The sequence below is a fragment of the Streptomyces sp. NPDC048182 genome (assembly GCF_043202555.1).
Taxonomy (GTDB): Bacteria; Actinomycetota; Actinomycetes; order Streptomycetales; family Streptomycetaceae; genus Streptomyces.
Map to the genome: position 1 here is coordinate 265247 of NZ_JBIDAQ010000007.1, position 15690 is coordinate 280936.

The window sequence follows — 15690 nt, forward strand, 5'->3', positions numbered from 1 at the left end:
CCCGTCAGTGGTTCAGGGCGTCGCGCAGGGCCGGGTCAGCGGCGCGGTGCCAGGTCTCCGGCAGCTCACGCCGCCGCTGTTCGGCCCGGGAGCGCTCCTGGCCGAACAGCAGCCCCCAGGTGAACGCCGACTCGTGCGCCGCGTGCGCCGCGACCCCCAGCTCCCGCAGGACCTCCTGGGCGACGACCGCGTCCTGGTGATCGCCCAGCACCTTCTGCACGGCCTTGGCGCGCTTGCCCAGCCGCCCGGCCGGCTTGCCGAGCGCGGGGCGGGCCACCTCGGCCGCGTAGCGGACCTTCTTGGCCTCCTTGCGGGCCTGGTGCAGTGCCACGTCCCTGACCTGCCCCGGCGGCTGGTCCAGCGCGTGCTCCATGCGCTCCACGAGGCGGTCGTACTCCTTGAGCACGCCCTTGCCGAGCACCTTGCCGGTCTTGCCCGACGCCTTCGCCCGCAGCGGCGGCTCGGTCATCAGGGCGTCCAGCGCCTCGAGGAGACGCAGATAGCGGGCCGAGCCCAGCGCCCGACGGGTCCGGGCGCGCGCCTCGCCGCCACGGCCCGCGTCCCACACCTGGAGCCGGGCGGCGACCGGACCGAGCAGCAACTCGTCGGGCAGCGCGGCCAGACCCGCACCCAGCCGCTCGCGCAGCACCTCCTGGTCGCGCTCCACGCCCAGCTCGCCCGCCAGCCACTTCAGCTCCGCGCGCAGCGGATCGGTGACCCGGCGGTCCAGGACCGACCGGTACGCGCGCAGGCAGCCGCGCAGCCGCCGGCAGGTGACCCGCATCGTGTGCACCCCGTCGGGCAGATCGCGCCGGGCCGCCGCGTCGACCGCCACCAGCAGCCCCACCTGTTCGCGCAGATAGGCCAGCACGTGCGCCCCGGGTGTCCCGGGCTCGGGCTGCCCGGCGGCGCCCGGCCGCGCGGCCCGGGCGCGGACACCGGTCTCCCGCAGCGCCCGGTCCAGCTTCGAAGGGCTGTCGGACGGGGCGAACCCCTTCTTGCCCAGCCTCTTCTCCAGTTTGTCCAGCAGTCCCGGAGCGACGCCGTCGGCCAGCTCGACCTCCAGCTCGGTCCACGCCGCGCTGCCGCCCCCGGGCGCGAGGGCCTTCGCGCGCACCTCGTCCAGGCTCAGCTCGGCCAGCACCCCGCCCTCGGCGTCCCGCAGCAGGCACACCGAGCGGACGGTCCTGATCCGCACCACCGGATGGAGGGCCGCACCCCTGGTGCGGGAGAGCACCAGCTCGCGCAGCGCCTCGGGGACCTGCTCGGACAGCGGGGCGCGCACCTCCTCCCGGGTGTCCCCGGCCGGCGGCAGCTTCAGGTGCCACCCGGCGTCCGCGCCCCCGGTCCGGCGCCGCAGCGTGGCCGCCGCGCCGGCCAGCCGCAGGTCCGCCGTGTCGTGATAGACCGCGTCGAGTTCCTGGATCTCGGCCTCGGTGACCGAGGCGACCGGGCCGGCCCCGGTCAGGTCCGGCAGGCGCCCGCCGGCGCCGGGGGAGGTGGGCTCGTACTTTCGCTCTGTCTCGTACGTGGACTGCGTCTCGTGCCTGGACTGCGTCATATGGTCTGCATGGACACGATCCGCCGGATCAAACCCGCGGCACGGCGCACAATCCGCCCGCGCCGGGGCAGACGGCAGGTCCGGGAGAGAGGTGTGGCCACGTGGTCGAGCGACGGGAGCGGCAGTGGGCGGCGATGACACCGGGCGATTTCGACCGGGAGGCCCCGCTGCGCCTGGCCGTCGGCACCGGCCCCGCCGCGGTACCCGCCGAGCCCGACGAGTACGGCACCGAGCCGCTGTTCGGCGAGGAGAACCGACCGCCCGCCGACCGCCGCGCCCGACGGCGCCCCGAGTCGCGCGCCGACCAGCAGCGGCTGTTCTGACCGGGTGGCGCCCCGGGTGTCCCTGCGCCCCGCACGGAGGACGGCGGGGCATGCTGGGGCCCTGACCGCGCATGTGGAAGGGGAACGGAGGCCCTGGTGGCGCAGGACCCGCAAGCGACCCTGCCGGAGGCGGAGGCCGGCGCCGTCGCGGACCGCTTCAAGGAACGGGTCTACGCGACGATCACGATGATCGCCGTGGTGGTGGGTCTCTCGGTGAGCGAGGCCGACGCGACCGGCGCCGCGCTCACCGTCCTCACCACCGCCGTCGGCCTCTGGCTGGCCGCCCTGGTCGCCGACCTCCAGGCCCACCGCATGGCCCACCGCCGCTTCGCCACCGGCCGCGAGTGGCGGCGGATGGTCTACGTCAGCGGCCCGCTGCTGTCCTGCGCGGTGGGCCCGGCCGTGACGATCGCGCTCGCCGCGCTGGACGTCATGTCGCTGACCGCCGCGCTGCGCACCGCGGCGGGCGTCGGCATCGCCTCGCTGTTCGCCTGGGGCCTGCTCGGCGGCCTGCGCATGGGCGGCGGCACGGCGCTCGCGCTGCTGGCCGGCCTGGCCGACGCGGTGATCGGCCTGGCCGTCGCCCTGGTCAAGGCCACCGCGGGGCACTGACGGCGCGGCCCCCGTGCCACGCCGTCAGTGCCGCACCGGCCCGTCAGGAGGCGGGCACCTCGTCCACGAACGCCTTGCCCGCGCCGCGGTAGCCGGCGACCTTGGCCGCCACCTGCGCCGGGGTGAGCACCTGGTCCTTGACGTGCAGGACGTAGTCCACCTGCTGGTCGTAGGCGCGGCGGGTGGTCGAGGTCTGGCCGTCCAGGTCGATCAGCCACTGGTTGAAGTTGATCGACATCGGCCGCTCCGGCAGGTACTGGGCGTCGTGCGTGCCGAAGACCTGGCCGTCGACGTAGTACGTGATGGCGCTGTTGTCGATGGTGACCACCAGATCGTGCCAGCCCGCGTAGCTCTGGCGGGCCTCCGAGTGCTGGTTGACGGCCTGCCAGGGATCGGGGTTGTAGGTCTCCCAGGAGGTCGTGTACAGGATGTTCGACTGCTCGCCCCAGCCGCCGTTGGGCAGGTACTCGAAGTCGTACTCGGCGTAGTCGTCGGCCATCGGGGCCTTGAGGTCGTTGATGGTGAAGAACGTCTGGACGAGGTGGTCCCCGTCCGGGCCGGTCTTCGGGGTGTCGGAGAACTTCACCCGGGCGGCGTAGGTGCCGTTGCGGAACTTCGTCGCCTTGGTGAGCACCTCGGTCTGCACGGTGGACCCGCCGGTGCCCGCGGTGGAGGTCTCCAGGTTCATCACCGTGCTGCCACCCGAGGCGACGAAGGTGACCTTGGACGGGTCCCAGGTGGCGCCGGGCACGCCGGGGCCGCCGGAGTTGGAGCGGACGCTCCAGCCGTGCGTGCCGAGCGCCGGGTCGGCGGACGAGCCGTAGCTGAAGTCGTCGAAGAGGGTCTGGCCGCCGCCGGGCGGGTCCGTCGGGTCGGTGGGCGGGTCCGTGGGGTCGGTCGGGTCGTTGCCCGCGGGGGCGGTGCCCCACACGGTGGAGCCGGCGAGCTGCGCGGTGACCTTGTCCCAGTTGGCGTACGCGGTCTGGGCGCCGTTGAAGGAGTAGTCGTCGCTCTGCCGCAGGGTCTGCCAGTTGCTCTGGTAGAAGCGCAGCTGCATGTCGCCGGTGTCGGTGCCCGGGGCCAGGCTGCCGGCCGCCGCGGTGAAGCCGATCTCCAGGTAGCGGTCGGCGGTCGCGGTGGGCTTGCTCAGCGTCCCGAAGGTGCCGGTGACGACGGCGCAGCCCTTGACCGCCCAGGAGCAGGCGAAGCGGTAGGAGGCGCTGGGGGAGTCCGCCTTGAAGTAGTAGCGGATCTTCACCTGGCTGAGCTGCACGGCCGCGGTGCCGGTGTTGCGGACCTTGAACCAGGGCTCGGCCTGGTCCGCGGTGGCACCGCTCGCGCTGGTGCGGTACTGGACGGCGAGTCCGCCGGCCGCCGCCGGGGCGGCCTGCGCCGCGGGCAGCGCGGTCAGCGCCCCGCCGGCCAGCAGGGCCGCGAGCGCGAGGGCGAGACGGGCACGGCTGACGGTGGATCGGGTTCTCATCCGGATTCCTTTCGGCACGGCCTCCGAGGGGGACGGAGGCCCGGTGGGGTGGTGCGGAAGGACGTGCGGCGGTACGGACGGGACGGGACGTGGGTCGATGGGCAGAGGTGTGACCCGGGTCAGCGGGGTGTGGTCGCCGGGGTGCGGTGCTGGGTCGGCGGGGTGGCGTGGGGGATGCCCAGGGCGTCCAGGCGGGCCGTGTGGCCGGTCAGGCGGGCGGCGAAGTCGGGCCAGCCGGACGTGCCGTCCCACACCCGCTCGGCCAGGGCGCACAGCCGGGGAAAGGCCAGGTACTCGATGTGCGCCGGCGTCCGGACGAACTCGGTCCACACCTGGGCCTGGGCGCCCAGCACCCGGGCGGCGGCCCCGGGGCCGGCGTCCGGCGGGGCGAGGTCGACGCCGTACACCGCGCGCAGGTCGACGGGCGGGCCGACCTGGGCGGGCGGCTCCTCGGGGCCGGTGCCGCGCGCGTAGTCGAGGTAGGTGGAGCGGTGGTCGACCTGGACCACCGGGTGCCCGCGCCGCGCGGCCACCGCCGCGTGGGCGGGGTCGCGCCAGCTCATCACCGTCACCTCGGGCGGCAGCGCCAGACCGTCCTCCGCCCACACCACCGGCCGGCGCCCCGCCCGGGTGACGTGGCCGGCCGTGCGCGCCAGGAACCAGGAGTGCAGCGCGCGGGGTCCGGTCAGGCCCTCGCGCGCGGCCCGGGCCCGGGCCGCCGGGCTCCGCTCCCACTCGGTGGTCGGGCACTCGTCGCCGCCGATGTGGACGTGGGGCGAGGGGAAGACGTCCAGCACCTCGTCCAGGACGGCGCGGACGAACTCCAGGACGTGGTCGCCGGTGCCGAGCACGTTCTCGCACACTCCCCACCGCGTCCACACCCCGAGCCGCCGCGAGGGATCGTTGCCCAGCTCCGGGTAGGCGGCGAGGGCGGCGCGGACGTGCCCGGGCACATTGATCTCCGGCAGCACCGTCACGCCGCGCTCGGCCGCGTAGGCGACCAGCTGCCGCAGCTCGGCCGTGGTGTACGAGCCGCCGTGCGGCACCCCGTCGAACCGGTCGCCCTCCGGGCCGATCATCGACTCCGCGCGCCATCCGCCGACCTCGGTCAGCCGGGGCCACGCGGGCACCGGCATCCGCCAGCCCTGGTCGTCGGTGAGGTGGAGGTGCAGCACGTTCATCTTGTGCAGGGCCAGCAGGTCGACGTAGCGCCGCAGGTAGGACACGGGCTGGAAGTGCCGCGCCACGTCGAGCAGGCTGCCGCGCCACGGATGCCGGGGCAGATCGGTGATCTCCACGGCGGGCAGCTCCCACGCCACCCCGCGCACCGGCTCGGCCGACAGGGCCTCGTACGGCAGGAGCTGACGCATCGTCTGCACGCCGCGCAGCAGCCCGGCCGGGCGGCCGGCGCGCAGCAGCACGCCCTGGCGGCTGACGGTCAGGCCGTAGCCCTCCTCGCCCAGGCCGGTCAGCGCGGGGTCGAGGGCGAGGACGAAGGCGCCGTCCTCGGCCGCCGGCAGCGCCAGGCCGGTGGCGGGCGCGAGCAGGGTGCGCAGCAGCGCCGCGGCGGGACCGGCACCGGGGGTGACCCGCAGCCGGGTGCCGGCGTCCAGGCGGAAGTGGCCGCCGCGCACGGAGAGCTTGCGGGGGAGGGGGACGAGGGCCTGTTCGGGGCGGGACGGGAACACGGGGCGGCTCCGGTGGTCGGCGGGGCACGGCGGACGGCGGCGGCGCGGGCGGCTCAGCCCTTGACGCCCCCCGAGGCCAGACCGCTCGTCACATGGCGTTGCAGGGCGAGGAAGATGATCAGCGCGGGCAGGGCGAAGAGCGTGGAGGCCGCCATGGTCGCCCCCCAGTCGGTGCCGAAGGTCGACTGGAACGAGGAGAGCCAGACCGGGAGCGTGCGGCTGTCCTGCTGCTTGATGATGAGGAAGTTGGCGTAGGTGAACTCGTTCCAGGCGGTGATGAAGCCGAACAGCGAGGTGGCCATCAGCCCCGGCGCGAGGAGCGGGAAGGCGATGCTGCGGAAGGCCCGGGCCCGGGTGCAGCCGTCGACCTGTGCCGCCTCCTCCAGCTCGGGCGGGATGCCGGCGATGAAGCCGCGCAGCACGACCACCGTGAACGGCAGCGTGATCATGAAGTAGATCAGGGTCAGCGTCGGCAGCCGGTCGAGCATGCCGGTGTCCCGGGAGATGATGTAGACGGGGATGATCAGCGACTCCCAGGGCGCCATCTGCGCGATGAACACCGCGAGCATGAACTGCCGCCGGCCGCGCCAGCGCATCCGCGCCACGGCGTAGGCCGCGCCGAGCGCGACGACCAGGGCGAGCAGCACCGCCGAGCCGGTGACCAGGATGCTGTTGCGCCAGAACAGGGCGAAGCCGTCGGCGTCCACGGCGTCCCGGAAGTGCTCCAGCGTCCAGGTGCGGGGTACCAGGCCCGGGTCGTAGGACTGGATGTCGGTCGACGGCTTGAAGGCGGTCGTGACCATCCAGTAGACGGGGAAGAGGCAGATCACCACGGTGAGCGCGGCGGCGGCGTTGAGCGGGAGCCGGCGCAGCGCGCGGCGCCGGACGGCGCTTCTGCGGACGGCGCCCTGACGGACGGTGCTCACAGCTGTTCTCCCTCCTGGCGGAAGAGTTGGCGGAAGTACAGGACGAGGACGCCGCTCATCAGCAGCACCGTGAGCATCGAGGCGGCGGACCCGAGGTCGTAGCGCTGGTCGGCCAGCGCGGTCTGCACCGCGTACACCGGCAGGATGGTGGTGGCCCCGCCCGGGCCGCCGCGGGTCATCACCCAGATCTGCACGAACGCCTTGAACGTCCAGATCACCTCGAGGGACAGCACCAGCATGAAGATCGGCCGGATCAGCGGGAAGGTCACCGAGCGGAAGACCCGGACCCCGCCCGCGCCGTCCATCCGCGCCGACTCGTACAGCTCGGCTGGCACGGTCACCAGCGCCGAGTAGAGGGTGATCGCGGCGAACGGCACGGACTGCCAGACGATCAGCGCGGTGACGATGGCGAACGCGGCCCCGCCGTGCGCGAACCAGGGATACCCCTCGTAGGAGTCGAAGCCGAGGTCGGTGAGGGTCTCGTTGACGATGCCGAACTCCGAGTGGAACAACCACTGGAAGACGGTGGTGGCCGCAACCACCGGCACCGCCCAGACCAGTACCAGGGAGCTGAGGACCACGGTCCTGACCACTCTGCCGAGCCGCTCGGCCATCAGGGCCACCAGGGTGGACAGGATCATGATCGCCACCACGTTGACGGCCATGAACAGGAAGGTGCGGCGCACCACCTCCCAGAACCGCGGATCCTCCAGGAGCGTGCGGTAGTTGCGCAGCCCGACGAAGTGCGCGTGGCCCAGGATCAGCTGGCGCAGCCGGAAGTCCTGGAAGGAGATGAGCACCGCGCGGGCCAGAGGATAGAGCAGCAGGTAGAGCATGCCGAGCACGGCGGGCGCGATCAGCAGGTACGGCCAGGGGCCGGCGGACCGGCGCCGGACGCCGGGCCGCTTCGCCGGGGCGGCCGGGCGCGGCGGGCGGGAGCCGGCGGTGGGCAGGGAGCTTCGCTCACGGACGGTCGACACGGTGGACTCCCGCTTCCCGGGTCAGGAGCCGCTGTTGAGGGTCGAGGTGATGGTGGCCGACGCCTTCGCCGCCTCCGACTTCGCGTCGCGGCCGGTGAGCACGGCCGTCATGTACTCCTTGACCGGGTTCTTGGCCTCCACCGCCGCCCACTGCGGCGTGTTGGGCGTGGCGTGGCCGTTCACGGCGCCGGCCGCCATGGCCGCGGTGCCGGGGTCGGCGGAGACCGCGCCGGCCAGCGTGACCTTGTTCGGCACGTAGCTCATGGCCACCGCGAGCTTCTTCTGCCAGGCGTCGCCGGTCAGTTCCTTCAGGAAGGTGTACGCCTGCTCCTGGTGCGCGGCGACCGCCGGGACGACCAGGTCGGAGCCGCCGGTGAACACGGCACCGGGCTGCGCGTCGGTCTTGCCGGGGATCGGGAAGAAGCCCAGTTTCCCCTTCAGCGCCGGGTTCTTCTCCTCGACCACTTTCGCGCCGCCGGGGACGGCGATGATCTGGGCGATCTGCCCCTTGGCCATCACCTCCGCCTGCGGCGGCTGCGCCTCGTCGGAGTCCTTGGGCCCCTTGCCGAGCGCCTGGAGCCCCTGGTAGAAGGCCATCGCCCGCAGCGCCTCGGGGCTGTCCAGGCCGCCCTTCCACTTGCCGGCGGACTCGACGGCCAGGTCGCCGCCCTCGTCCCAGACGAAGCCCGACAGGGTGTACCAGTTCTGCCCGGGCAGGTAGATGCCCTGGGTGCCGCCCTTGTCCAGCTTCCGCGTGGCGGCCGTCCACTGCTCGCGGGTCTTGATCTTCGCGGCGTCCACGCCCGCCTTCTGGAACAGGTCGGTGCGGTAGATGACGACCCGGTTGGCGGCGTAGTACGGGATGCCGTACTGCTTGCCCTCCCACGCCCCGGGCTCGGCCAGGCCCTTGAGCCAGGCGTCGCCGCCCAATTCCGCCACCTTGTCCGAGAAGTCGGTCAGGCCGCCGCTCTGCGCGTACTGCGCGACCTGGGTGTTGCCGACCTCGATCACGTCCGGGGCGTCGTTGCTGGCCAGGGCGGCGGTGACCTTCTCCCCGATGCCGTCCCACTCCTGGATCTGGATCTTCAGGTCGATCTCGGGGTGCGCCTTCTCGAAGCCGGTCTCGAACTGCTTCTGGAACTCGGCCGAGACGCTGTCCCGCATCAGCCAGACGTCGAGAGCGGTCCTGCCTCCCCCGGCCCCGTCCGCGGAGTCGTCGGAGGAGGAACAGGCGGTGAGGCCGGCGCCGAGCACCAGCGAGCCGAACAGAGCGAGGGCACGGTACTTCACGGTTCACCTCGGGGAGACCAGGGAATGGACGGCGCGTCCGCACTTGACCAGCACGGGCGACCAGTGCCTTACCAGTGGGTGCGGGATGAAGGTGGCATGGACCAATGTCGACGTCAACCCCCAAAGTAAGAAGGGGATTTCGCCGGATCAGGCGTGCCATCGGCTGGCTGGCGGTCGAGCCGGCCGGATAGAGTGGTCCTGACCAGCGAACCAGTTGAGAGAAGAAGAGCCCGCATGGAGATCGACGCCGCCGCCTCCGGTGCGGTACTCAAGCGCGAACGCGTCCGGGACGCGATCCTGGAACTGATCGAGGACCGCAGCCCCGGCGACGCCATCCCGTCCGAACGCACGCTCTGTGCCCGACTCGGCGTCTCACGGCCGACGTTGCGGGCCGCCGTGGACGAACTGGTGCGTGCGGGACTGCTGGTGCGCGAGCACGGCCGGGGCATGTTCGTCGCCGCCGAGAAGATCACCCAGGAACTCGTCTCGCAGCCGCGGGCCTTCGGCCTGGCGCCGGCCGGCGGCGCGTGGACCAGCAGGCTGCTGGAGATGAGCACCCTGCCGGCCGGCGCCCGGGTGGGACGCAAGCTGCGGATCTCCCCCGCCGCCCGGATCCACTACGTGGCCCGGCTGCGCCTGGTCGACGGCTCGCCCATGGCCATCGAGTACCTGCACGTCCCCACCGAACTGGTGGCGGACCTGACCAGTACGGAACTGGAGCAGGGCGACCTCTACGAGCACCTGAACGCGCGGCACGCCGTCCGGGTCAGCGAGGCCGTCCAGTCGATCGAGCCCACCGTGGTCACCCGCGCCGAGGCCGACCTGCTCGATGTGCCCGAGCTCTCCCCGGCGCTGCTCTTCGAGCGCCTGACGACGGACTCCGGCGGCCGGCCCGTGGAGTACGTGCACTCCCTCTACCGCGGCGACCGCTACCGCATCGTCTCCCGCCTCGCGCTGGCCCCGGACGCGCCGGTGCCGGCCCCGCGCGAGGGCCACCACCCGGGCATCCCGCCGGGCGACTTCGCCGGCACGGACCCGGTCACCTTCTCGACGCGCGGGGTGGTCCAGGACGATCTGTGACGGCCGCCCGCCCCCGTCCGCCGGCCGTCACCCGGCCAGCGTCTCCTGGGGCCCCATCACGATCACCGGCTCCTTCGCCGGGTCCAGGCTGCCCAGCAGGGTGCGCATGTGCTCCTCGCTCAGGGAGACACAGGCACTGGTGGGACCCTCGTGGTCCACGTGCACCCACACCCCGCCGCCCTTCTCCTCGCCCAGCGGCCGGGTGAGGTCGAGCGGGGAGGTGCCGGGGACCCGGTTGTAGTCGATCGCGATCACGTAGTCGAAGGAGCCCGCCAGCGGCTCGCCGAGGGCCCCGCTGCCCGTCACGTGGAACAGCGGGTCCTCGTCGTAGGGCAGCCGGCTCCCCGGGTCCGGCAGCAGGCCCCCCGCGTCACTGAGCCCGAAGACGCCGACCGGCGTGCGCTGGTCGCCCTCCTCGTGGTCGTCGGTCCAGCCGCGCAGCCCGTTGTGGGCCGGCCAGGGCCCGGCGACCGGGCGCCAGCCCTGCACCGGGAGCCGCTCGTAGAGCACCGCCTCCGCCTCGTTGGAGTCCTCGGTGCTACCCGTGACGACCAGCGCCTGCCGGCTGCCGGCCGGGACCCGGGCCCGCATCCCCGCCCCCAGACCGGGCAGCGGCCGGGCGGACAGCCGCGGGGGAGCCGGGCGCGGCGAGAGCGGCCCGGCCGCGGAGCCGCCCGGCGGGCGTGGCTCGGCGGGATCCCGCGGCGGCGCGGCACAGCCCGCTGACAGGACTCCGGTGCACACGACGGCACCGAACACAGCGGCCAGGGCGTTCCTGACGGTCATATCGATCTCCGACTCCGTGAGTGGCCTACTCATTGCTTGACCGCTTACGGATCGGGATGTCGACGGGGTCCCCGCTCTCCCCCGTATGGCGCACGACGGCCGGTCGGACCCCTTTGTCACTGGTGGCACCCGGGCAGGCCGTGTAGCGTCAGCGTCAGATGTCGTGGTTCGCCCACACCGCCCGCGCCCCGGCGCGGGCGGTTTCCTGTGCCTTCGCCGGTGCCCGGGAACCAGGACGACCACCTCCGGGTCCGCGCGGTGCGGATCCGATATCGGCTGAAAGGCAAAGGCATGGCCAGCGGTACCGTCAAGTGGTTCAACTCCGAAAAGGGCTTCGGCTTCATCGCGCAGGACGGAGGCGGCCCGGACGTCTTCGCGCACTACTCCAACATCAACGCCAATGGCTACCGTGAGCTCCAGGAAGGCCAGGCCGTGACCTTCGACATCACGCAGGGCCAGAAGGGCCCGCAGGCGGAGAACATCACCCCCGCCTGACCCACGGGGTTGACGGAGTGTGACTTGATGCCCGGGGGACCACGCGTCCCCCGGGCATCGTCGTCCGCCGGACCCCCGGCCCGGTACGTCAGCCCAGCACGAACGGGAGCCGGTCGGCCAAGGGGCCCAGGACGGCCCGCTCTTCCTCCGTCGGGGCCCTGCGGCCGGTGCCGACCAGCAGCGCGTCCGTGTCGGAGCAGGCGGCGGGGAACCCGGCTCCGGTGATCCCCTCCAGCATCTCGCGCGCCCGCGCCGCCCCTTCCGCCGGCGGACCGGCCGTGCCCGGCAGATGGGCCACCAGATCCAGGTGGTGCAGCGTCCATTCCAGGACGTACGCCGAAAGGTAGTCGCCCGCGGTGAGGACCTGGCCCTGGGTGCCGACCCGCAGCGCGGGATCGGCGAGACGGGCGGCGCGGCCGGCCGCGGAGCCCACGTCGTCCAGGTGGAACGCCAGCAGCCGCGGGTCCTGGTAGGCCGCCGCAAGACGGACCGTCAGCGCGTCCAGCGGGTCGTCCCCCGTCGGCGGCGTGGACGAGACCTCCCAGTAGCCCAGCGCGTCCCGGGTGGGCTCGCCCTCGGCGGGGGTGGCCAGGGTGATCAGGACGTCCTGGGCGTCGACGACCAGATGGCACACCAGGTCCCGCACCAGCCAGCCGGCACAGCCTGACGGCGCCGCGAAGTCCGCGTCGGCGAGGCCGGCCACCGCCGCGCGCAGCGCGGACCAGGTCCGCGTGAAGAGGTCCGCCGTGCGGTCCACCCCCGCCCCGCCTCAGGCGTCCGGGGACGGCGCGATCGGCAGCCGGCGCTTGTGGTCCGTGAGCCGGTAGCGGTCGACGATCGTCTTGGCGGTCACCTCGTCCACCGGACGGCCCTCCAGGAAGTCGTCGATGTCGTCGTACGTCACCCCGAGGGCGTCCTCGTCGGCCCTGCCCGGCGACAGGGTCTCCAGGTCGGCCGTCGGCACCTTGCCCACCAGCTCGGCCGGCGCGCCCAGCGCCTCGGCCACGGCGCGCACCCGGCGCTTGGTCAGACCGGTCAGCGGCACCACGTCGGCCGCGCCGTCGCCGAACTTGGTGAAGAACCCGGAGACCGCCTCGGCGGCGTGGTCGGTGCCGACCACGAGGCCGCCGTGCGCGCCCGCCACCGCGTACTGGGCGATCATGCGCTGGCGCGCCTTGATGTTGCCGAGCACGAAGTCCTGGTGCCCCGCGTCGCGGAAGACCACGTCGGCGGCGACCGCGGCGGCCAGGGCGGCGTCGCTGGCGGGCTTCACGTCCACCGTCAGCACCTGGTCGGGCCGGATGAAGGACAGGGCGAGCTGGGCGTCGTGCTCGTCGGCCTGCACGCCGTAGGGCAGCCGCATCGCGTAGAAACTCGCCTCGTGCCCGGCCGTCCTGGCCCGCTCCACGGCCAGCTGGCACAGCCGCCCCGCGGTGGTGGAGTCCACCCCGCCGCTGATGCCGAGGACGAGGCAGCGCAGCCCGGTGCCCGTCAGCTGCCCGGTGAGGAAGTCCACGCGGCGTTCGATCTCCCGCTCGGCGTCGAAGGCGGCGGTGACCTCCAGCTCACGGGCGATACTCTCCTGGACGGCGGTCGCCGGCTCGCTCACGTCTGCTCCTAGCTGCATGGATGACAATCTCGCCGTTTCACCCTACCCAGCCGGCCCCCGTCCGATCAGCTCGCGAGCACCCGGCCGCTCGTCACCGCCGCCCTGCCCGCCGCCCGCCGCGCACAGCAGCCGGCGCAGCCGCCGCCCGCCCTCCGGTGCGAGCCGGGCCGCCTCGACATGGCGCAGGCCCTGCGCCACCAGCCGGTCGATCCGGTCATCCACCGCGGCCCGGGCGCCCGTGCGGACCAGAACCCGCCGCACGTCGTCCAGGCCCTCCTCGGTCAGCTCCGCGTCGCCGAACGACCGCTTGAGCACCTCCAGGGCCCGGTGGTCGGCGCCCTCCTCCGCGCGGGTCCGCGCCAGGGCGACCAGATAGGTGGGCTTGCCGTCGCGGACGTCCTGACCGCAGACCTTGCCCGTCCGCCGGGGATCACCGAAGACGTCGTCCAGGTCGTCGCGCAGCTGGAAGGCCATGCCGATCCGGCGCCCGGCCGCGCACAGCGCCCGCGTGGTGGCCACGTCCGCCCCCGCCACGGCGGCCCCCAGCGCCAGCGGCCGCTCCACCGAGTACAGGGCGCTTTTCAGACAAGCCGCGCGCAGCGCCCGGTCCGGCGCGTGCGACGCGGTGACCTGGCCCTGCAGGTCGAGGTACTGCCCCGCGACCATCTCCAGGCGCATGTCTCCCCACAGCCGGCGCACCGCCCGGCCGGCGCCGGGTTCGAGCGGTGTCTCGGCCACCAGGTCGTCCGCCCAGGCCAGCGCCAGGTCGCCGGCGAGGATCGCGGCCGACTCCCCGAAGCGGGCGACCCGCGCGGACGGCGCCGAGCCGCCGTACTGGGCGCGCACGTCGGCGTGCAGGGCGGGCCGGCCGCGGCGCAGCGCCGAGCCGTCCATCACGTCGTCGTGCACCAGCGCGCAGGTCTGCAGGAGTTCGAGCGCCGCGCCGAGCCGCAGGGCCGCCCCGGCCGCCGGTCCCTCGCCGACGCCGCAGGCCCGCGCGGACCACCACAGCAACTGGGAGCGGGTGCGCTTGCCGCCGGCGGTCGTGAAACGCGCGACCCGCGCGGCCAGGTCGTCGGTGAACACGGCGTCCACCGCCCGTGCCCGGGCCAGCCGGTCGGCGAGGACCTCGTCGAGCACCCGGCCCACGGCGGCCGGCACGTCCGCGTCGACGGCGGCCACCGCTTCGGGCGACGGCGGCGCGGTCGTGTGCTGGTCCTCGGTCCCTGTGGGGCGCATCCCGGTTCCTCTCGACGTGTGCGCGACATGTGCGCGGTCCCCCGTCACCGGAGGTGTTCGCCGGGTGCACCGGACGCGGATGCAGTGACGTCCTGACCGATCATCAGTCAGGGCGCCTCGTCACCCCGGTGCCCCTCCTGGCGCAGCAGCGCGTCGAGGTCGCGCAGCCGGTCCAGGCCCCGCACCGCCTGCGACATGCGCGGATTGCCCGCCAGGCGCGCGCGGTGCCGGTGCAGGAAGGCCCAGTACCCGGCCGTGTACGGGCAGGCCCGCTCGCCCACCCGCTCGTCGGGCCGGTAGGCGCACCCGCCGCACAGGTCGCTCATCCGGTGCACGTAGGCACCGCCCGACGTGTAGGGCTTGGTCGTCATCCGGCCGCCGTCGGCGTACTGGGACATGCCGACCACGTTGGGCACCATCACCCAGTCGTAGCCGTCCACGAAGCAGCGGTGGAACCAGTCGGTCACCGCCTTCGGATCCCAGCCGCGCTGCAGGGCGTGGCTGCCGAGCAGCATCAGCCGGGGGATGTGGTGCGTCCAGCCGGTGTCGCGCACCTGGGCGAGGACCGTGGACAGGCACCGCGCGGTGACCGCGTCGGCGTCCAGTTCGAGGAACCAGTCCGGCAGCGGCACGTCGTGCCCGAGGGCGTTGCCGTCGCGGTAGTCGTCGCCGAAGTACCAGTACAACTGCCAGACGTACTCGCGCCATCCGGCGATCTGGCGGACGAAGCCCTCGACGCTGTTGACCGGCGCCCGCCCCGCCCGCCAGGCGTCCTCGGCGCGCTCCGCGCACTCGGCGGGGTGCAGCAGCCCGAGGTTGAGCGAGGAGGACAGCAGGCTGTGGCTCATCACCGGGTCCGCGGCCAGCATCGCGTCCTCCTGCGGCCCGAACCCGGCGAGCCGCCGGTCCACGAACCGCCGCAGCGCCGCCAGCGCCTCGCGCCGGGTGGCCGGGAAACGGCGGGGACCGTCCCGGCCGACGAAGGAGACCGCGCCCTCGCGCTCCCAGCGGTCCAGGTCCTCGCGCACCCCGGCGTCGACGTCGTCCTCGCGCGGCCGGTAGGGGGCCGGCGCGTCCAGGGTCCGGGCCCCCTTGGGCGGCGGCTCCCGGTTGTCGTGGTCGTGGTTCCACCGGCCGCCCACCGGCTCGTCGCCGTCCATCAGCAGCTGGTGGCCGCGCCGCACCCAGCGGTAGAAGTCCTCCTGGCGCAGGTGCTGTCCGCCGTGCCCGTCGGCCCAGGCGCGGAAGTCGTCGTGCCCGACGAGGAAGCCGCGGGCGGGCAGCACGGTGACGCCGTCCAGCGAGCGCACCAGCCGCAGCGCCGCGTGCGAGGTCGGGTGGTGCACCGTCAGGGGGCCGCCGCCGACGGCCTCGCGCAGCCCCTCCCGGTAGGTCTCGGCGCGCACGTACCGCACCCGGTCGCCGAGTTCGGCGGCGCGGTGGCGCATCGCCGACAGCACCAGGTGCGCCTTGGCGCGGTGAAAGCGCCGGCGCCGGAACACGGAGCGGGCCTCGACCATGACCACGGGCGCGTCGCGGGGCGGCCCGTCGGGGCCGGGGGCGAGGAAGTGCGGCCCGAGCTGGTCGCCGAAGAGCCAGTGGGGAGTGACCATGGGTG

Annotated in this window: 15 protein-coding genes; 4 read left to right on the forward strand and 11 right to left on the reverse strand. The window is 73.8% G+C overall.

Features of this window, described 5'->3' with window-relative positions:
* Positions 1-4: 4 nt before the first annotated feature.
* Positions 5-1561 carry a CHAD domain-containing protein gene (locus tag ACGFZL_RS16810; protein WP_393692338.1) on the reverse strand — a complete coding sequence of 519 codons (1557 nt, stop codon included), beginning with the start codon at positions 1559-1561 and terminating at the stop codon, positions 5-7.
* 101 nt (positions 1562-1662) lie between these two features.
* On the opposite strand from ACGFZL_RS16810, the gene ACGFZL_RS16815 reads away from it, so the two are divergent.
* Together ACGFZL_RS16815 and ACGFZL_RS16820 are read left to right on the forward strand one after the other, a co-directional pair.
* The gene (locus tag ACGFZL_RS16815) at positions 1663-1884 is read left to right on the forward strand and encodes a hypothetical protein (RefSeq protein ID WP_393692340.1); all 222 of its coding nucleotides are present in this window, start codon (positions 1663-1665) and stop codon (positions 1882-1884) included.
* Between the two features lie 96 nt (positions 1885-1980).
* Complete coding sequence (locus tag ACGFZL_RS16820; protein WP_393692342.1) at positions 1981-2496, forward strand: hypothetical protein; 516 nt, start codon at positions 1981-1983, stop codon at positions 2494-2496.
* Between the two features lie 43 nt (positions 2497-2539).
* Here the strand turns inward: ACGFZL_RS16820 and ACGFZL_RS16825 are convergent, their stop codons facing one another.
* From ACGFZL_RS16825 to ACGFZL_RS16845, 5 genes are all read right to left on the reverse strand, one after another.
* Complete coding sequence (locus ACGFZL_RS16825) at positions 2540-3979, reverse strand: cellulose binding domain-containing protein (RefSeq protein ID WP_393692344.1); 1440 nt, start codon at positions 3977-3979, stop codon at positions 2540-2542.
* Positions 3980-4098: 119 nt separating this feature from the next.
* Positions 4099-5667: a beta-N-acetylhexosaminidase gene (locus tag ACGFZL_RS16830; RefSeq protein ID WP_393692346.1), complete on the reverse strand. Its 1569-nt coding sequence runs from the start codon at positions 5665-5667 to the stop codon at positions 4099-4101.
* Between the two features lie 53 nt (positions 5668-5720).
* Positions 5721-6593, reverse strand: coding sequence for a carbohydrate ABC transporter permease (locus ACGFZL_RS16835; RefSeq protein ID WP_393692348.1), 873 nt, complete (start codon positions 6591-6593; stop codon positions 5721-5723).
* Positions 6590-7573, reverse strand: a complete 984-nt coding sequence (locus tag ACGFZL_RS16840) for a carbohydrate ABC transporter permease (RefSeq protein WP_393692350.1) — start codon at positions 7571-7573, stop codon at positions 6590-6592. Before ACGFZL_RS16840 ends, ACGFZL_RS16835 begins: the two co-directional genes overlap by 4 nt.
* A gap of 21 nt (positions 7574-7594) precedes the next feature.
* Positions 7595-8863: an extracellular solute-binding protein gene (locus ACGFZL_RS16845; RefSeq protein ID WP_393692352.1), complete on the reverse strand. Its 1269-nt coding sequence runs from the start codon at positions 8861-8863 to the stop codon at positions 7595-7597.
* Positions 8864-9097: 234 nt separating this feature from the next.
* On the opposite strand from ACGFZL_RS16845, the gene ACGFZL_RS16850 reads away from it, so the two are divergent.
* Positions 9098-9943: a GntR family transcriptional regulator gene (locus ACGFZL_RS16850; RefSeq protein WP_393692354.1), complete on the forward strand. Its 846-nt coding sequence runs from the start codon at positions 9098-9100 to the stop codon at positions 9941-9943.
* 27 nt (positions 9944-9970) lie between these two features.
* On the opposite strand, the gene ACGFZL_RS16855 is transcribed toward ACGFZL_RS16850, so the two are convergent.
* The gene (locus ACGFZL_RS16855; RefSeq protein WP_393692356.1) at positions 9971-10729 is read right to left on the reverse strand and encodes a hypothetical protein; all 759 of its coding nucleotides are present in this window, start codon (positions 10727-10729) and stop codon (positions 9971-9973) included.
* A 291-nt stretch (positions 10730-11020) separates the two neighbouring features.
* On the opposite strand from ACGFZL_RS16855, the gene ACGFZL_RS16860 reads away from it, so the two are divergent.
* Positions 11021-11224 carry a cold-shock protein gene (locus ACGFZL_RS16860; RefSeq protein ID WP_355173782.1) on the forward strand — a complete coding sequence of 68 codons (204 nt, stop codon included), beginning with the start codon at positions 11021-11023 and terminating at the stop codon, positions 11222-11224.
* Positions 11225-11312: 88 nt separating this feature from the next.
* Here ACGFZL_RS16860 and ACGFZL_RS16865 read toward each other — a convergent pair whose 3' ends face one another.
* The 4 genes from ACGFZL_RS16865 to ACGFZL_RS16880 all read right to left on the reverse strand — a co-directional run bounded on the left by ACGFZL_RS16865 (position 11313) and on the right by ACGFZL_RS16880 (position 15685).
* Positions 11313-11981, reverse strand: a complete 669-nt coding sequence (locus ACGFZL_RS16865) for a maleylpyruvate isomerase N-terminal domain-containing protein (protein ID WP_393692358.1) — start codon at positions 11979-11981, stop codon at positions 11313-11315.
* Between the two features lie 12 nt (positions 11982-11993).
* Positions 11994-12833 carry an ammonia-dependent NAD(+) synthetase gene (gene nadE / locus ACGFZL_RS16870; protein WP_393692360.1) on the reverse strand — a complete coding sequence of 280 codons (840 nt, stop codon included), beginning with the start codon at positions 12831-12833 and terminating at the stop codon, positions 11994-11996.
* A gap of 42 nt (positions 12834-12875) precedes the next feature.
* Positions 12876-14072, reverse strand: coding sequence for a polyprenyl synthetase family protein (locus tag ACGFZL_RS16875; RefSeq protein ID WP_393692362.1), 1197 nt, complete (start codon positions 14070-14072; stop codon positions 12876-12878).
* 107 nt (positions 14073-14179) lie between these two features.
* Complete coding sequence (locus ACGFZL_RS16880; protein WP_355173790.1) at positions 14180-15685, reverse strand: cryptochrome/photolyase family protein; 1506 nt, start codon at positions 15683-15685, stop codon at positions 14180-14182.
* Between the last annotated feature and the right edge of the window lie 5 nt (positions 15686-15690).

What these genes read in the sequence shown, in the direction of transcription:
- ACGFZL_RS16810 (WP_393692338.1), bottom strand. Translation starts at nt 1,561, where the DNA reads ATGACGCAGTCCAGGCACGAGACGCAGTCCACGTACGAGACAGAGCGA.
- ACGFZL_RS16825 (WP_393692344.1), bottom strand. Translation starts at nt 3,979, where the DNA reads ATGAGAACCCGATCCACCGTCAGCCGTGCCCGTCTCGCCCTCGCGCTC.
- ACGFZL_RS16850 (WP_393692354.1), top strand. Translation starts at nt 9,098, where the DNA reads ATGGAGATCGACGCCGCCGCCTCCGGTGCGGTACTCAAGCGCGAACGC.
- ACGFZL_RS16855 (WP_393692356.1), bottom strand. Translation starts at nt 10,729, where the DNA reads ATGACCGTCAGGAACGCCCTGGCCGCTGTGTTCGGTGCCGTCGTGTGC.
- ACGFZL_RS16860 (WP_355173782.1), top strand. Translation starts at nt 11,021, where the DNA reads ATGGCCAGCGGTACCGTCAAGTGGTTCAACTCCGAAAAGGGCTTCGGC.
- ACGFZL_RS16875 (WP_393692362.1), bottom strand. Translation starts at nt 14,072, where the DNA reads ATGCGCCCCACAGGGACCGAGGACCAGCACACGACCGCGCCGCCGTCG.
- ACGFZL_RS16880 (WP_355173790.1), bottom strand. Translation starts at nt 15,685, where the DNA reads ATGGTCACTCCCCACTGGCTCTTCGGCGACCAGCTCGGGCCGCACTTC.